The sequence below is a fragment of the Pseudomonas sp. VI4.1 genome (genome assembly GCF_002029345.1).
In the GTDB taxonomy this organism is placed as follows: Bacteria; Pseudomonadota; Gammaproteobacteria; order Pseudomonadales; family Pseudomonadaceae; genus Aquipseudomonas.
In genome coordinates this window covers 12,325-29,305 of the sequence record NZ_MULM01000182.1, presented here as the reverse complement: position 1 = coordinate 29,305, position 16,981 = coordinate 12,325, and the positions used below count along the sequence as shown (strand labels likewise).

General features: G+C 60.2%; 14 protein-coding genes. 13 read left to right on the top strand and 1 reads right to left on the bottom strand.

The features are described 5' to 3' along the window. Positions 1–72: 72 nt before the first annotated feature. From BZ163_RS30120 to trpE, 9 genes are all read left to right on the top strand, one after another. Positions 73–2,475: a PAS domain S-box protein gene (locus BZ163_RS30120; protein ID WP_128873959.1), complete on the top strand. Its 2,403-nt coding sequence runs from the start codon at positions 73–75 to the stop codon at positions 2,473–2,475. Positions 2,476–2,497: 22 nt separating this feature from the next. Beyond that, the gene (locus BZ163_RS30115) at positions 2,498–3,139 is read left to right on the top strand and encodes a response regulator transcription factor (protein ID WP_174160275.1); all 642 of its coding nucleotides are present in this window, start codon (positions 2,498–2,500) and stop codon (positions 3,137–3,139) included. A 339-nt stretch (positions 3,140–3,478) separates the two neighbouring features. Continuing rightward, positions 3,479–4,603: an ABC transporter ATP-binding protein gene (locus BZ163_RS30110; protein WP_128873958.1), complete on the top strand. Its 1,125-nt coding sequence runs from the start codon at positions 3,479–3,481 to the stop codon at positions 4,601–4,603. Between the two features lie 49 nt (positions 4,604–4,652). Then, a complete protein-coding gene (locus BZ163_RS30105; protein ID WP_128873957.1) occupies positions 4,653–5,696 on the top strand; it encodes an ABC transporter substrate-binding protein in 1,044 nt (347 codons plus the stop codon). Between the two features lie 193 nt (positions 5,697–5,889). Continuing rightward, positions 5,890–7,137: an ABC transporter permease gene (locus BZ163_RS30100; RefSeq protein ID WP_128873956.1), complete on the top strand. Its 1,248-nt coding sequence runs from the start codon at positions 5,890–5,892 to the stop codon at positions 7,135–7,137. Positions 7,138–7,149: 12 nt separating this feature from the next. Beyond that, entirely contained in the window at positions 7,150–7,974 is an 825-nt protein-coding gene (locus tag BZ163_RS30095; protein WP_128873955.1) for an ABC transporter permease, read from the top strand. Between the two features lie 260 nt (positions 7,975–8,234). Further along, a complete protein-coding gene (gene rpe / locus BZ163_RS30090) occupies positions 8,235–8,909 on the top strand; it encodes a ribulose-phosphate 3-epimerase (protein WP_028621492.1) in 675 nt (224 codons plus the stop codon). After that, the gene (locus BZ163_RS30085; protein WP_128873954.1) at positions 8,906–9,724 is read left to right on the top strand and encodes a phosphoglycolate phosphatase; all 819 of its coding nucleotides are present in this window, start codon (positions 8,906–8,908) and stop codon (positions 9,722–9,724) included. The genes rpe and BZ163_RS30085 overlap by 4 nt, the downstream gene beginning before the upstream one ends. Positions 9,725–9,795: 71 nt before the next feature. Further along, the gene (trpE, locus tag BZ163_RS30080; protein ID WP_128873953.1) at positions 9,796–11,277 is read left to right on the top strand and encodes an anthranilate synthase component I; all 1,482 of its coding nucleotides are present in this window, start codon (positions 9,796–9,798) and stop codon (positions 11,275–11,277) included. Between the two features lie 82 nt (positions 11,278–11,359). Here trpE and estP read toward each other — a convergent pair whose 3' ends face one another. Continuing rightward, positions 11,360–13,267: an esterase EstP gene (gene estP, locus BZ163_RS30075; protein ID WP_128873952.1), complete on the bottom strand. Its 1,908-nt coding sequence runs from the start codon at positions 13,265–13,267 to the stop codon at positions 11,360–11,362. Between the two features lie 406 nt (positions 13,268–13,673). Between estP and BZ163_RS30070 the strand changes: the two genes are divergently transcribed. The 4 genes from BZ163_RS30070 (at position 13,674) to BZ163_RS30055 (ending at position 16,959) form a co-directional block, all read left to right on the top strand. Continuing rightward, a complete protein-coding gene (locus BZ163_RS30070) occupies positions 13,674–14,267 on the top strand; it encodes an aminodeoxychorismate/anthranilate synthase component II (RefSeq protein ID WP_128873951.1) in 594 nt (197 codons plus the stop codon). A 9-nt stretch (positions 14,268–14,276) separates the two neighbouring features. Further along, positions 14,277–15,326: an anthranilate phosphoribosyltransferase gene (trpD, locus tag BZ163_RS30065; RefSeq protein WP_128873950.1), complete on the top strand. Its 1,050-nt coding sequence runs from the start codon at positions 14,277–14,279 to the stop codon at positions 15,324–15,326. Continuing rightward, positions 15,323–16,159: an indole-3-glycerol phosphate synthase TrpC gene (trpC, locus tag BZ163_RS30060; RefSeq protein ID WP_128873949.1), complete on the top strand. Its 837-nt coding sequence runs from the start codon at positions 15,323–15,325 to the stop codon at positions 16,157–16,159. Before trpD ends, trpC begins: the two co-directional genes overlap by 4 nt. A gap of 98 nt (positions 16,160–16,257) precedes the next feature. Then, on the top strand, positions 16,258–16,959 hold the full coding sequence (locus BZ163_RS30055; RefSeq protein WP_128873948.1) for a lipoate--protein ligase family protein: 702 nt from the start codon (positions 16,258–16,260) through the stop codon (positions 16,957–16,959). The last annotated feature ends 22 nt before the right edge of the window (positions 16,960–16,981 follow it).

The following is a 16,981-nucleotide window of genomic DNA, read 5'->3' as shown; positions in this document are numbered from 1 at the left end:
CGGATAGTCCAGGCCAGAAGTGATTTCGCAGCCTAATGGGTTGGTCAGTATTTGTCAGTGTGTGGGACTTCAATGATGCGTTTTCGCTACCTTTGGGTTATCGGCTGTTTGTGGTTCGCCTCGATGAGCTGGGCGGCGTCCGCGCCACCAGCGCATGTCACGTCATTGTCCGCGGACCAGCAGCAATGGCTGGCCCAGCATCGCGAGTTGCGGGTCGGACTGGTGCTGCAGGTGCCCTATGCCCAATACGATCGCCGCTTGCAGCGTTTGTCGGGCGTTAACGTCGAGCTGATGCAACGGCTGGCCAAGTCCCTCAAGGTCGAGCTGAGCTGGCGTCACTTTCCCGACCTTGCGCAGCTGGAAGCCGCTGCGCGTGAAGGTGCGATCGATATCGCTCCCGGGCTGAGCCAGACTCCCGCCGGTCTGCGTCTGTGGCAGTTTTCCGATCCGTACATGCGGGTACCGCAGCTGGTGGTCAGTGACCAGAAAACCACCGGCACAGTGGAGCTGGAAAAACTCGACAGTCAGACCCGCGTCGCCGTGCGCATGCCCAGCGCCACGGCCGATTACCTGCGCGGCAATTACCCGCATTTGAACCTTCAGGGCGTACCGATCGAGCGCCAGGCACTGCAACTGTTGACGAGTCAGCAAGCCAGTTACGCCGTGGTCGATGAAGCCCAGCTGGGACGCTTGTCTGTCGAGCCGGAGTTCGCCGCGCTGGTCGTGGTCGGTGACATCGGCCTGCCGCAACTGCTGCGGGTGGCCACCCGCCGGGACTGGCCGGAGCTGGCCGGCATCGTCGAAAGCGCATTGCGGGCGATCCCGGCCAAGGACCTGGAGCAGTTGCACAGTCAATGGCTGCAACCCAAATACCCGCGGCTGACCGAATCACCGGGCTTCTGGCAAAACCTGTCTCTGTTGTTGACAGTGCTGATGCTGAGCAGCATGGCCATCGTGTTCTGGCAACGTCGGCAGCAGCACAGTCTGGAGCAACGGTTATCGGCGGCGCGGGAAGACATTGCCCTGCGTGCCGCCAGCGAAGAAGCCTTGCGCCTCACGCAGTTTTCCATCGACCAGAGCACCGTCGGTATTCTCTGGGTCAACTGGGACAGCCATGTGCGCTACGCCAACTGCGCGGCCGAAACCATGTTGGGCTATCCGCCAGGCGGGATCCTCGACAGACCGTTGATCGATATTGAGCCGGGTCTGCACATGGACCGCTGGCTGAACCTGTGGAAGCGCGCCCGGGCCAGTGAAGACGGCCCGCAAAGTTACGAGACCCACTGTGTGCGCGCCGATGGCAGCATTCTGCCGACAGATGTTTCGTTGAGCTTCCTGCGTTTTCGTGATGGCGAATACCTGGTGGTTTACCTCAATGATGTCACCGAACGTCGCCGCGCCCTGGCTGCGTTGCAGGAAAGCGAAGCGCGACTGCAAGGGATCGCCGCCAATGTTCCGGGACTGGTCTTCCGGCTGGAACGTGCGCCGGTCACCGGGCAGATCGACTTTGCCTACATCAGCGAAGGCAGCGAGAGCCTGGTAGGTTACTCGCCGGCCACCCTGGCTCATCGCGACAAAGGCCTGCGCAGCCTGGTGCATCCGGACGACAAGGCCAGCTATCACCAGACTCAGGACCATGCGCTGGACACCGACAGCGACTGGTCTTGGCAAGGGCGGATTCTCACTCGTTCGGGCGAGCAACGCTGGGCGGAGATCAAGGCCATTACCCGCCGGCTCGAAGACGGTGCCTATGTCTGGGACGGCATTGTCTGGGACATCAGCGAGAGCAAGCGCGTCGAACTCGAACTGGCGAGCTCCCGGGGGCAATTGCGTGAGTTGTCCGCTCACTTGGAGAGTGTGCGGGAGGAGGAAAAGGCCCACATCGCCCGGGAAGTTCATGACGAGCTGGGTCAGATGTTGACCGTGTTGAAGCTGGAAACGTCCATGTGCGAACTGGCCTACGCCCAGCTCGACCCCGGTCTGCACGATCGTTTGAACAGCATGAAGCGCTTGATCGCTCAGTTGTTCCAACAGGTGCGCGACGTGGCGACGGCGCTGCGCCCACCGATTCTCGATGCCGGGATTGCATCGGCCATCGAATGGCAGGCCCGCCGTTTCGAGGCGCGTACGCAGATTCCGTGTCTGGTGCAGGTGCCGGACAATCTGCCAGTGCTCAGTGATGCCAAGGCGATTGGCTTGTTCCGGATCCTTCAGGAAGCGCTGACCAATGTCATGCGCCATGCCCGGGCGCATACTGTCGAACTGACATTGGCGCTGGAAGGCGACGAGTTGTGCCTGACGGTCAGTGATGATGGCGTAGGATTCGTCCCCGCTACCGGCAGGTCGACCTCCTTTGGAGTGGTCGGCATGCGCGAGCGGGTGTTGATCATGGGCGGTCGGCTGTCGCTTGAAAGTGAGCCGGGGGAAGGCACGACCTTGAGTGTGCGAGTGCCGGTGGGTGAAGCTCGCGAATGATCTTGGCTCTGACATAAGAAGAATGGAGAAGAATGTGATCCGTGTACTGGTAGCCGAAGACCACACCATCGTCCGCGAAGGCATCAAGCAGTTGATCGGCCTGGCCAAGGACCTTCTGGTGGTAGGGGAGGCGAGCAATGGCGAGCAGTTGCTCGAAACCTTGCGTCATGTTCCCTGCGAAGTGGTGTTGCTGGATATCTCCATGCCCGGGGTCAATGGTCTGGAAGCCATTCCGCGGATTCGCGCACTGAACAATCCACCGGCGATTCTGGTGTTGTCGATGCACGACGAAGCACAAATGGCCGCCCGTGCATTGAAGGTCGGCGCCGCGGGTTACGCCACCAAGGACAGCGATCCGGCCTTGTTGCTGACGGCGATCCGCAAAGTCGCCGCGGGCGGGCGTTATATTGATCCGGACCTGGCCGATCGCATGGTCTTCGAAGTCGGGCTTACCGACTCGCGGCCGTTGCACTCGTTGCTCTCGGAGCGTGAATTCTCGGTGTTCGAACGCCTGGCACAAGGCGCCAACGTCAACGACATCGCCCAGCAACTGGCCTTGAGCAGCAAGACCATCAGCACCCACAAGGCGCGACTGATGCAGAAGCTCAACATCACCTCCCTGGCGGAGCTGGTGAAGTACGCCATGGAGCACAAGCTCCTCTGAATGTGTACGCGGTCCCCCTGTAGGAGTTGGCTTGCCAGCGAAGGCGTCCTTGAGATTGGCGCAAGGTTCGAAGACGCCTTCGCTGCAAGCCAGCTCCTACGCGGGCCTGCGTCGGCATATCTATTTACGACACATCGGTTATGCCTGCCCGTGCGGCTTGCAGCGCATCGCTTGGCGCTATCTCTCATCGACATGCCCATCCCCGCCATCCTTGTAGGGCAATCCCTACCCCCAACCTTCCATCCGGCTGAGGCCATTCTCTCCTGCGCCCCGATTTGCGTGGTCACCGGTGTCCACTAGGCTTAGTCCACAGCAGTCATCAACAACAAAGGTGTGGGTATGAGCCAGGTCGATTCAAGCGCAGGGGCCAGCGACATTCTGGTCAGCTTTCGTGGAGTGCAGAAGAGCTACGACGGCGAGAACCTGATCGTCAAAGACCTCAACCTGGACATTCGCAAAGGCGAATTCCTCACCTTGCTCGGGCCGTCCGGCTCCGGCAAGACCACCAGCCTGATGATGCTCGCCGGTTTTGAGACCCCGACCGCCGGCGAAATCCTGCTGGCCGGGCGTTCCATCAACAACGTGCCGCCGCACAAGCGCGACATCGGCATGGTGTTCCAGAACTACGCGTTATTCCCGCACATGACGGTAGCCGAGAACCTGGCGTTCCCGTTGACCGTGCGCGGTTTGAACAAGAACGATGTCAGCGACAAGGTCAAAAAAGTCCTGAGCATGGTCCAGCTCGATGCGTTCGCCCAGCGTTACCCGGCGCAGTTGTCCGGTGGTCAGCAACAGCGTGTGGCTCTGGCCCGTGCCTTGGTGTTCGAACCGCAACTGGTGCTGATGGACGAACCCCTCGGCGCGCTGGACAAACAACTGCGCGAACACATGCAGATGGAGATCAAGCATCTGCACCAGCGTCTGGGCGTAACGGTGGTCTACGTGACCCACGACCAGGGCGAAGCCCTGACCATGTCCGACCGTGTGGCGGTATTCCATCAGGGCGAAATCCAGCAGATCGCTGCGCCGCGTTCCCTCTATGAAGAACCGAAAAACACCTTCGTCGCCAACTTCATCGGCGAGAACAACCGTCTCAATGGCCGCTTGCACAGCCACACAGGCGACCGTTGCGTCGTCGAACTGGGTCGCGGTGAAAAGGTTGAAGCCCTGGCGGTCAATGTCGGCAAGACCGGCGAGCCCGTCACGCTGTCGATTCGCCCGGAACGCGTGAGCCTCAATGGTTCGAGCGAATCCTGCGTTAACCGCTTCTCGGGGAGGGTGGAGGAATTCATCTATTTGGGCGACCACGTCCGGGTTCGCCTGGAAGTCTGCGGCAAGACCGACTTCTTCGTGAAACAACCGATTGCCGAGCTCGATCCCGAGCTGGCGGTTGGCGACGTGGTACCGCTTGGCTGGCAGGTCGAACACGTTCGCGCGCTCGACCCGCTTCTAGAGGCGCATTGATCGCCCCCTGCTTCAACAACACCAACCCTGCACGTGGAGAGAACAATAAATGTTGAGATCCCTGAAATTCACCGCTTTGGTCATGGGCATGATCGGTGCGACACACGCGATGGCGGCGGGCCCGGACCTGACCGTGGTGTCCTTTGGCGGGGCGAACAAGGCGGCGCAGGTCAAAGCCTTCTACGCACCGTGGGAAGCGGCAGGCAATGGCAAGATCGTGGCGGGCGAGTACAACGGCGAGATGGCCAAGGTCAAGGCCATGGTCGACACCAAGAGCGTGTCCTGGGACCTGGTGGAAGTTGAATCGCCGGAACTGTCCCGTGGTTGCGACGAAGACATGTTCGAGCAACTCGATCCCGCGCTGTTCGGTAAGAGTGAAGACTACGTCAAAGGCGCTATCCAGCCTTGCGGCGTGGGCTTCTTCGTGTGGTCGACCGTGCTGGCCTACAACGCCGACAAGCTGAAAACCGCACCGACCAGTTGGGTGGATTTCTGGGACACCAAGAAATTCCCGGGTAAACGCGGCCTGCGTAAAGGCGCCAAGTACACCCTGGAATTCGCACTGATGGCCGACGGCGTTGCGCCGAAAGACGTCTACAAGGTGCTGGCCGGCAAGGATGGCCAGGATCGCGCGTTCAAGAAGCTCGATGAGCTCAAGCCAAGCATCCAGTGGTGGGAAGCCGGCGCACAGCCGCCGCAATACCTCGCTTCCGGTGACGTGGTCATGAGCTCGGCCTACAACGGCCGGATCGCTGCGGTGCAGAAAGAAAGCAACCTGAAAGTGGTGTGGAACGGCGGCATCTACGACTTCGACGCCTGGGCCATTCCAAAAGGTCTGGACAAGGCACGTGCTGAAGCGGCGAAGAAATTCATCGCGTTCTCGGTGCAGCCGCAACAGCAGAAGACCTATTCGGAAAACATCGCTTACGGCCCAGCCAACGTACAAGCCGTACCGCTGTTGGCCAAGGATGTCCTGAAGGACATGCCGACCACCCCGGAAAACATCGCCAACCAGGTGCAGATCGACGTCAGCTTCTGGGCTGACAACGGCGAGCAGCTCGAGCAGCGTTTCAATTCCTGGGCTGCAAAATAAGACCACCCCGTGGGCTTATCCACTCCTGTAGGAGCGAGGCTTGCCCGCGAAGGCGTCGGTACATTCAACATCGATGTTGACTGGCACACCGTCTTCGCGGGCAAGCTTCGCTCCTACAGGGGTGATGTGTAGTTATCAAGAACAGAGGTGGCTTGCCTTCCTTTGTAACGATCAAAGATTTCCGGAGTACGCCATGGCCACCGCCATTCCCCTGAACGCGGGCACAGACCCCACCTTGAAGCAGCGGCTCAAGCATGCCGAGCGGATCAACCGCTGGAAGGCCCAGGCCTTGATCGCGCCGCTGGTGCTGTTTCTGCTGCTGGTGTTCCTGGTGCCGATCGTGGCGCTGCTCTACAAAAGCGTCGGTAACCCGGAAGTGGTCGGCGGCATGCCGCGCACCGTGGCAGCCATCGCCAGCTGGGACGGCCGCGGCCTGCCTGCTGAACCGGTTTACAAGGCGGCCAGTGAAGACCTGGCAGAAGCCCGCAAGAACCAGACCCTGGGCGACCTGTCCAAGCGCTTGAACATGGAGTTGGCCGGCTATCGCAGCCTGCTGACCAAAACCGCACGCGCCTTGCCGTTCGCCACCGAACCGGCCTCTTATAAAGAAGCGCTGGAAAGTCTCGACGAGCGCTGGGGCGACCCGGCCTACTGGCAAGCCGTACGCCGCAACACCAGCAGCATTACGCCGTACTACCTGCTGGCGGCAGTGGACCACCGGATCGACGACCTCGGCGAAATCGCCCCCGCCACCCCCGATCAGGCCATCTACCTCGATATCTTCGCCCGTACCTTCTGGATGGGCCTGGTCATCACCGTGATCTGCCTGGTGCTGGCGTATCCATTGGCCTATCTGCTGGCGAACCTGCCATCGAGGCAAAGCAACCTGCTGATGATTCTGGTGCTGCTGCCGTTCTGGACCTCGATTCTGGTGCGGGTCGCCGCGTGGATCGTACTGCTGCAATCGGGCGGCCTGATCAACAGTGGCCTGATGGCCATGGGCATCATCGATAAGCCGCTGGAACTGGTGTTCAACCGCACCGGGGTCTACATCTCGATGGTGCACATCCTGCTGCCGTTCATGATCCTGCCGATCTACAGCGTGATGAAAGGCATCTCGCCGACTTACATGCGTGCGGCTATTTCCCTCGGCTGTCACCCGTTCGCCAGCTTCTGGCGGGTGTACTTCCCGCAGACCTATGCCGGTGTCGGTGCCGGTTGCCTGTTGGTGTTCATCCTCGCCATCGGTTACTACATCACCCCGGCCTTGCTGGGCAGCCCGAACGATCAGATGGTCAGTTACTTCGTCGCCTTCTACACCAACACCAGCATCAACTGGGGCATGGCGACCGCGCTCGGTGGGTTGCTGCTGCTGGCGACCGTGGTGCTGTATCTGATTTACAACTGGCTGGTGGGCGCCAGTCGCCTGCGCCTGAGCTAAGGGGAGAACGAAATGCTGAGTCCTTATATGTCACCCATCGAGCGGGCGTGGTTCTACAGCTTGCGGATTCTCTGCGGCTTGATCCTGTTGTTCCTGATTCTGCCGGTGCTGGTGATCATTCCGCTGTCGTTCAACTCCGGGAGTTTCCTGGTGTACCCGCTGCAAGGCTTCTCGCTGCAGTGGTATCACGACTTCTTCGCTTCGGCGGAATGGATGCGGGCGTTGAAGAACAGCATCATCGTCGCTCCGGCGGCCACGGTGCTGGCGATGATCTTCGGTACGCTGGCGGCGATTGGTCTGACCCGAGGCGACTTCCGGGGCAAGCCGCTGGTGATGGCGCTGGTGATTTCGCCGATGGTGGTACCGGTGGTGATCATCGGTGTGGCCAGCTATCTGTTCTTCGCCCCGCTGGGGCTGGGCAACAGCTTCTTCTCGCTGATCGTGGTGCATGCGGTGTTGGGTGTGCCGTTTGTGATCATTACGGTGTCGGCGACGTTGCAGGGGTTTAATCAAAACCTGGTGCGGGCCGCTGCAAGCCTGGGGGCTTCGCCATTGACAGCGTTCCGTCGGGTGACCTTGCCGTTGATCGCTCCCGGAGTGATTTCCGGTGCGCTGTTCGCGTTCGCCACCTCGTTCGATGAAGTGGTGGTGACCCTGTTCCTCGCCGGTCCCGAGCAAGCGACCTTGCCGCGGCAGATGTTCAGCGGCATCCGCGAAAACCTTAGCCCGACCATTGCTGCCGCAGCGACGCTGCTGATTGCCTTCTCGGTGATCCTGCTGCTGACCCTGGAATGGCTGCGTGGCCGCAGCGAAAAACTGCGTACCGCCCAGGTCTGACAACGGTCGTTATATTTGATGCCGATCCCCCCTGTAGGAGCCGGCTTGCTGGCGAAGGCGTCAACGCGGTTCGCCCGACACACGGCGTTATGCCCTTCGCCAGCAAGCCGGCTCCTACAGGGGACAATGCGCAAATCGAGCACCGTCGATATCGAAAAGATCTCCCGAGCGGCGTACTGATCATCGCGGTCACGTCGCGCGCGTCAAAGCATGCGGTATACAATGCGCGCCATCGAGATTCTGCTCAAAAAAGGTGCGTCATGCAGCCCTTCGTCATTGCTCCGTCGATTCTCTCCGCCGATTTCGCCCGCCTGGGCGAGGAAGTGGACAACGTCCTGGCCGCCGGCGCCGACTTCGTTCACTTCGATGTCATGGACAACCATTACGTGCCGAACCTGACCATCGGCCCGATGGTCTGCGCCGCGCTGCGCAAGTACGGCGTGACAGCGCCGATCGACGCGCACCTGATGGTCAGCCCGGTGGACCGCATTGTCGGCGACTTCATCGAGGCCGGCGCGACTTATATCACCTTCCACCCGGAAGCCACGCAGCACGTCGACCGCTCCCTGCAATTGATCCGCGAAGGCGGCTGCAAGTCGGGCCTGGTGTTCAATCCGGCGACGCCGCTGGACGTGCTCAAGTACGTGATGGACAAGGTCGACATGATCTTGCTGATGAGCGTCAACCCGGGCTTCGGCGGGCAGAAGTTCATTCCTGGCACCCTCGACAAGCTGCGTGAAGCGCGGGCACTGATCGATGCCTCCGGTCGGGATATCCGCCTGGAAATCGACGGTGGCGTGAACGTGAACAATATTCGCGAAATCGCCGCCGCTGGCGCCGATACCTTCGTCGCCGGCTCGGCGATCTTCAATGCACCGAACTACCAAGAGGTGATTGAAAAGATGCGTTCCGAACTGGCGCTGACCCGCCCATGAGTGGTTTTGAGCAGCTATTCCCGGGCGCTCTGCCGCGGCTGGTGATGTTCGATCTGGATGGCACGCTGGTCGATTCGGTCCCCGACCTCGCGGCGGCTGTGGATAACATGCTGCTCAAACTCGGCCGCGCGCCTGCCGGGATCGAGTCGGTGCGTGATTGGGTCGGCAACGGTGTGCACATGCTGGTGCGCCGGGCACTGGCCAACCACATCGACGCCGAGGGTGTCGATGAGGTCGAGGCCGAGCATGCCCTGGAGTTGTTCAACGGCTTTTATGAGGACGGTCACGAACTGACGGTGGTTTACCCTGGCGTGCGTGACACCCTCAAGTGGCTGAACAAGCAAGGCGTGGAAATGGCCCTGATCACCAACAAGCCGGAGCGCTTCGTCGCACCGCTGCTGGATCAGATGAAAATCGGTCGTTACTTCAAATGGATCATCGGTGGCGACACCTTGCCACAGAAGAAACCGGACCCGGCCGCACTGTTTTTCGTCATGAAAATGGCCAATATTCCGGCATCCCAATCGTTGTTCGTCGGCGACTCGCGCAGCGATGTACAGGCGGCGAAAGCGGCGGGGGTCAAATGCGTGGCGCTCAGTTATGGCTATAACCATGGCCGGCCGATTGCCGAAGAGTCGCCGGCGCTGGTGATCGACGATCTGCGCAAGCTAATTCGCGGTTGCCTGGATCCGGCCGCTGAGATAACGTTGGCCGACGCTGTTCAACCCCCTTCTGGAAACGCCATCGTGGTGGTCACTCGCAAACTCTGGATGAAAGTCATCAAGGCCCTGGCCCGCTGGCGTTGGCGCGCCTGACTTGTTCCTGGCCGGCATCCCGGTACGTTTGCATACCTGACTGTTAGACCCTCAAGCCACGAGGCTACCCCATGATCCGCGAAGAATTCCTGCGTTTGGCCGCTGCCGGCTACAACCGCATCCCGCTTGCCTGCGAAACCCTGGCCGACTTCGACACCCCGCTGTCGATCTACCTGAAACTGGCCGATGAGCCGAACTCCTACCTGCTCGAATCGGTGCAGGGCGGCGAAAAGTGGGGCCGTTATTCGATCATTGGTTTGCCATGCCGCACCGTGCTGCGGGTTCACGATCATCACATCAGCGTGACCCACGACGGCGTCGAGATTGAAAGTCATGAGGCTGAAGACCCGCTGACCTTCGTCGAAGAATTCAAGGCTCGTTACAACGTGCCGACCATCCCCGGCCTGCCGCGGTTCAATGGCGGCCTGGTGGGGTACTTCGGGTACGACTGCGTACGTTATGTGGAGAAGCGCCTGGGCAAATGCCCGAATCCGGATCCACTGGGCGTGCCGGACATCCTGTTGATGGTCTCCGACGCGGTGGTGGTGTTCGACAACCTCGCCGGCAAGATGCACGCGATTGTCCTGGCCGATCCGTCGCAGGCCGATGCTTTTGAGCTCGGACAGGCACGTCTTGAAGCGCTGCTGGAAAAACTCCGTCAGCCGATCGCACCGCGCCGAGGCCTGGATTTCAGCAAGCAGCAGTCTGCCGATCCGGTATTCCGCTCAAGCTTCACCCAGGACGATTACGAAAAAGCCGTCGACACCATCAAGGAATACATCCTGGCGGGTGACTGCATGCAGGTCGTACCGTCCCAGCGCATGTCGATCGACTTCAAGGCTGCACCGATCGATCTGTACCGAGCGCTGCGCTGCTTCAACCCGACGCCCTACATGTACTTCTTCAACTTCGGCGACTTCCACGTCGTCGGCAGTTCGCCGGAAGTGCTGGTGCGGGTGGAAGACAACCTGATCACCGTACGTCCGATCGCCGGCACCCGTCCGCGGGGCGCCAACGAAGAGGCCGATGTTGCGCTGGAAAAAGACCTGCTGTCCGACGCCAAGGAAATCGCCGAGCACTTGATGCTGATTGATCTGGGCCGTAACGATACCGGTCGCGTTTCGGAAATCGGCTCGGTGAAGCTCACCGAAAAAATGGTGATCGAGCGTTACTCCAACGTCATGCACATCGTGTCCAACGTCACCGGGCAACTGACGGCCGGGCTGACGGCGATGGATGCACTGCGGGCGATTCTGCCGGCCGGTACCTTGTCCGGGGCGCCGAAGATTCGCGCGATGGAAATCATCGACGAGCTGGAGCCGGTCAAGCGTGGCGTGTATGGCGGAGCGGTCGGTTATTACGCCTGGAACGGCAATATGGACACCGCCATCGCGATCCGCACTGCGGTGATCAAGAACGGCGAGCTGCATGTGCAGGCCGGTGGCGGCATTGTCGCCGACTCGGTGCCGGCGCTGGAATGGGAAGAAACCCTGAACAAACGCCGCGCGATGTTCCGTGCGGTGGCGCTTGCCGAGCAAACCCCGGACGCCTGAGTTCCCACAAGGGCCTCACCACCATAAAAAAAACGCGGCGCCTGTGAGGGCGCCGCGTTTTTTGTGCTGGCTATTAAATGGATCAGAAGTCCAACACAATCCCAACGTTGAGCCCTTGCTGGGTAAAGTCATCGTCCTTGCGGAACGTGTACCCACCACGCAAAGCCAGATCAGCCGTCAATTTGTGGCTGACCCCCAGGCTCACGCGATTCAAATGACTTTGCGGTGTGTAACCGTCGAGCTCAAAGTCCAGGGACGGCAGGCTATTGAGGGCGATGTTCACTTTCTGAGTGTCGTCCTCGTATTCCCGCTCGAAGGCGTATTCGCCGAACACTTGAGTCTGCGCAGTGATCTGGTATTTGCCCTGAAGACCGGCGCCCAGCCGTTTCGAGTCGCGTTTCTGGTCATCAAAAGTCAACGCTGTGGAGCGATTGGAGTTTTCCGAGTAACCGTCGACTTCCACTTTCGCGTAATCGGCGCTGATGAACGGCGACAAGTGCCATTCGCTGCCCGGTTGCGCAATGTCGTAGCCGAGGCGGGTGCTGAAGGCCCAAAGGTGGCCGTCGGTATCACTTTTTTCCGCCCTTTCGCTGGCGCCCAGGTCGAATTTGCGTTTGAGATTGTCGTAATCCAGCTTGCCACCGGTCAACGCGGCATCGGCCCACCAGCGATTCTGCTCGAACTGGGCGAAGGCGGTGGCCAGGTAGCTGTTGAGCTTGTAGTCCGAATCATTGCTGCCAGCTTCAAGGTTCTGCCGATAAAAGCCTGCCGCCACACCGACTCGCCAGGCTTCATTGAGGCGATAGCTACCGCCGACGTTCAGGTTGGAACCGCTGCCATCGGCACTGGCACCGCTGCTTTGACCATCGATATCCAGATGCTGGCCGCCGCCTGCGACAATCGCGCGCCATTGGCCGACTGCCTGCCAGCTCTCCCAATCCGATTGCCATTGGCTGCGCAGTTCATCCTGGTGCGCACGTAGCGTGGCGTGGGCCATCTCCGGCAGCAGCGTCAGTTCCCACGGCGCGGCCAGCAGGGAATAGGCGTAATCGGAAATCAGCTTCTGCCCGGTTTCGGTCGGGTGAACGCCATCGTTGTAGATCAGCTTGCTCGGGTCCGGCGTTGCACTGTTGATGCCATAGGCGGTGTTTTCAACGCAGCCATTGCCGCTGAAACAGGTGGCCACCAGGTTCTGGTCGGTGGCCAGTCCGAATCGTGCCGGATCGGCGACGGTTTCCTGCAACAGCAATGGAACGTTCAGCGGGATGATCTCGGCGTCGATGCCCCCGAGTCGCGTCACCAGGCGCTGATTGAAGAGGCCACTCAGTTGCGAGATACCGGGCTGTTGGGGACTGCCGTTGATGGCGGGCGTCAAACCCAGGTCAGGCAACAGCCAGACCATGATGTACCGGGCGCCGGCGGTCTGCAAAACCTGGGCGCTGTCTGCCAGTCGATCTGCCGCCGCGCCGGCCTGAGCCGGGTTGAGCACCCGGCCCTGGAGGAAATCGTTACCGCCGCCGGAGAGGAAATACAGCGCATTCGGGTCGGCACGCAGGTTGTTGGCGGCCAGGTAGCCAGGACGAGTGCGCTCGCCAGTGGCGGATACAGTGGTAATCGAATCGAGGATCTGGTCGGTGCGATAACCGCCGACGGCCCAGTTGTTGCCGTCAGGCAGGCCCTGGCTGACGCGCGCGGCCGAGGTCGAGGCGGCCGTCTGGTCCGCGGAGAATCCGAGTTTGCCACCCAATAGTTGTGTCGAGTTGGCGGAGTAGACCTCGCCGCTGCCATCGAAGTAGACCGGCCCGGTACGGTTGGTAAAGCGCAGGGTTGCTCCGGCCGGCCCGCCGGTGTCGGTAAACTGCCCGGCATCGCTGAGACTGTCGCCGAAGACGATGAAGGTCGAGTAAGGATTGGGCGCCGCGATCGCCTGGGTACAGGCCATGGCGAGCAAGCAGGCGGCAAGGGGTAGGGCCAACGTCGGTTTGATCATGAGCAAATCCGTTTATTTATTATTTTAGTGAACGAAACGTCAGTGCCAAAAACTATAGAGTCTGTTGCCATTGGGCGCGAACCCGCGATTGTTTCACCGCGCTTCGATCACCCCATATTGCACGCTCTGCCCAGCTAAGTTACTGTGCCAATACGTATGAATGAGACCTTCCCCGTGTTGATCGTCAGCAAACTCCTGGATCAAGTCATCAAGGCACACGCCCGTTGGCGTTGGCGCGCCTGAATCCTTCTGCCGGCCCGGCCGGATCTTTACCGCTTTGCCTTCTTTACCCGCAAGACAAACCGCTTTGCTGCGCGATTCCAGCGACTGACAAAGTGCAGGACGCTGCGGGCAAATCCTTTGAAGGCTGTATTAAAGTCAGTGAATTCAAGAGGTTCTTAACGCCATGTTGCTGATGATCGATAACTACGACTCTTTTACCTACAACGTTGTGCAGTACCTTGGTGAGCTCGGTTCCCAGGTCAAAGTCGTGCGCAACGATGAGCTCACCATCGCCCAGATCGAAGCCCTCAACCCGGAGCGGATCGTGGTCTCACCCGGTCCTTGCACCCCGACCGAGGCCGGTATCTCGATCGAAGCGATCAAGCATTTCGCCGGCAAACTGCCGATTCTGGGTGTTTGCCTGGGCCATCAATCCATCGGCCAGGCGTTTGGCGGCGATGTGGTCCGTGCCCGTCACGTCATGCACGGCAAGACCAGCCCGGTGTTCCATGAGGACAAGGGCGTTTTCGAAGGCTTGAATCATCCGCTGACGGTCACCCGCTATCACTCGCTGATCGTCAAGCGCGAAACCCTGCCGGACTGCCTCGAGCTGACCGCCTGGACCCAGCTTGAAGACGGCTCGGTGGACGAGATCATGGGCCTGCGCCATAAGACATTGAACATCGAAGGCGTGCAGTTCCACCCTGAGTCGATCCTGACCGAACAGGGTCACGAGCTGTTCGCCAACTTTCTCAAACAAACCGGCGGCACGCGCTAAGGACTTTTAATGAACATCAAGACAGCCCTGAGCCGTATCGTCGATCATCTCGACCTCAGCACCGACGAAATGCGCGATGTGATGCGCGAAATCATGACCGGGCAGTGCACCGACGCACAGATTGGCGCGTTCATGATGGCGATGCGCATGAAGAGCGAGAGCATCGATGAGATCGTGGGTGCGGTGTCGGTCATGCGCGAGCTGGCGGACAAGGTCGAACTCAAGACGCTGGACGGCGTCGTCGATGTGGTCGGCACCGGCGGTGACGGGGCGAACATTTTCAACGTGTCCACCGCTTCTTCGTTTGTCGTCGCAGCAGCCGGTTGCACCGTGGCCAAGCACGGTAACCGTGCGGTCTCGGGTAAAAGCGGCAGTGCCGACCTGTTGGAAGCGGCAGGGATCTACCTGAACCTGACACCGGTTCAAGTGGCACGCTGCATCGATAACGTCGGCATCGGTTTCATGTTTGCCCAGACCCACCACAGTGCCATGAAGCACGCCGCCGGCCCGCGCCGGGAGTTGGGCTTGCGCACCTTGTTCAACATGCTCGGCCCGCTTACGAATCCGGCCGGGGTGAAACATCAGGTAGTGGGTGTGTTCAATCAGGCGTTGTGCCGGCCATTGGCCGAGGTGTTGCAGCGCCTGGGCAGCAAACATGTGCTGGTGGTGCATTCCCAGGACGGTCTGGACGAGTTCAGCCTGGCGGCACCCACCTATGTGGCTGAACTGAAAAACGACGAAATAACAGAATACTGGGTCCAGCCGGAAGACCTCGGTATAAAGAGCCAGAGCTTGTATGGTCTGGTGGTTGAAAGTCCGGCCCAGTCACTTGAACTGATTCGCGATGCCCTGGGCAAGCGTAAGACCGAAAACGGTCAGAAAGCCGCCGAGATGATCGTGCTCAATGCCGGTGCCGCGCTGTATGCCGCCGACCTGGCCAGCACGTTGAAAGAGGGCGTCGCCCTGGCGCACGATGCGCTGCACACCGGTCTCGCTCGGGAAAAACTCGAGGAGTTGGGTGCGTTTACCGCGGTATTCAAGGTGGAGAATGAGGGATGAGTGTACCGACGGTTCTGGAAAACATTCTGGCCCGCAAAGTCCAGGAAGTCGCCGAGCGCAGTGCTCGTGTCAGTCTCGCCGAGCTGGAAAGCCTGGCCAAGGAGGCCGATGCACCACGGGGTTTTGCCCAGGCATTGATCGATCAGGCCAAGCTCAAGCAGCCGGCCGTCATTGCTGAAATCAAGAAAGCCTCGCCGAGCAAAGGCGTGATCCGCGAGCACTTCGTTCCCGCCGACATCGCTGTCAGCTACGAGCGGGGCGGGGCGACCTGCCTGTCGGTGCTCACCGATATCGATTACTTCCAAGGGGCCGATGCGTACCTGCAGCAGGCGCGTGCGGCGTGCAAACTGCCGGTGATCCGCAAGGACTTCATGATCGATCCGTACCAGATCGTCGAAGCCCGCGCCCTGGGTGCTGACTGCGTGCTGTTGATCGTTTCCGCATTGGATGACGTGAAAATGGCCGAGCTGGCGGCCGTGGCCAAAAGCGTCGGCCTCGATGTGCTGGTGGAAGTCCACGATGGCGATGAGCTGGAACGGGCGTTGAAAACACTCGATACTCCGCTGATCGGTGTCAACAACCGCAACCTGCACACCTTCGACGTCAATCTGGAAACCACGCTTGATCTGTTGCCGCGTATCCCGCGTGATCGATTGGTGATTACCGAAAGCGGCATTCTCAATCGAGCCGATGTCGAACTGATGGAAATCAGCGACGTGTATGCGTTCCTGGTCGGCGAGGCGTTTATGCGCGCTGAAAATCCGGGTACCGAGCTGCAGCGTCTGTTTTTTCCTGAGCGCGGCGTTCCTGTCAGCGGCTCCACGCTCGACTGACAATATCTTTGCTGGCAACCCGATCCCCTGTAGGAGCGGGCTTGCCCGCGAAGAGGCCATCAAGTACCCCAAAGACTTCATGTCTTACGGAGTCATCCATGTCCCATCCAACCTCTCTAACCGTCGAAACCGGCCTGCTTGCCGAACAGGACCTGTTGGCCCATGTATGCACGGGTGACTCGGAATTTGGTTTGCTGTTCTGGCAACCAAGTGACAAGGCGCTGGTCATGCCGCGCCGATTGAATCGTCTGCCTGGGTTCGAAGCCGCGTGCGAGGTGTCCGCGGCGGCAGGTTGGCCTGTGTTGTTGCGCGAAACCGGCGGTGAGCCAGTACCGCAATCGGCATCGACCATCAACATCGCGCTGGTCTACGCGCCACCGCGTAGCGAAGGTGACCAGAACCGTATCGAAACCGCCTACCGGCGACTCTGCGAGCCGATTTGTCAGCTGCTGGATGAGTTGGGCGGTGTCTCGTCCCTGGGGGAAGTGGATGGGGCATTCTGCGATGGCCGTTTCAACGTCAACCTCGATGGACGCAAGATGGTCGGCACCGCTCAGCGCTGGCGCCAGAGCAAAGGCGGGTCGCGTCCGGTAGGGTTGGTACACGGTGCGTTGTTACTGGATAACGAGCGCGAGTCGATGGTCGCGGCAGTCAACCGCTTCAATGAAGCCTGTGGTCTTGAACAGCGGGTTCGCGCCGAGAGCCACATCGCCCTGCATGAAAAATTCGCCGCCCCGGATGCGCTGGAACGGCTCGACGGGCTGTACCGCCAATTGCTGGCGGAGATGCTCGGTGCTTGAGTTTCAACGCTTGAGTTTTCGA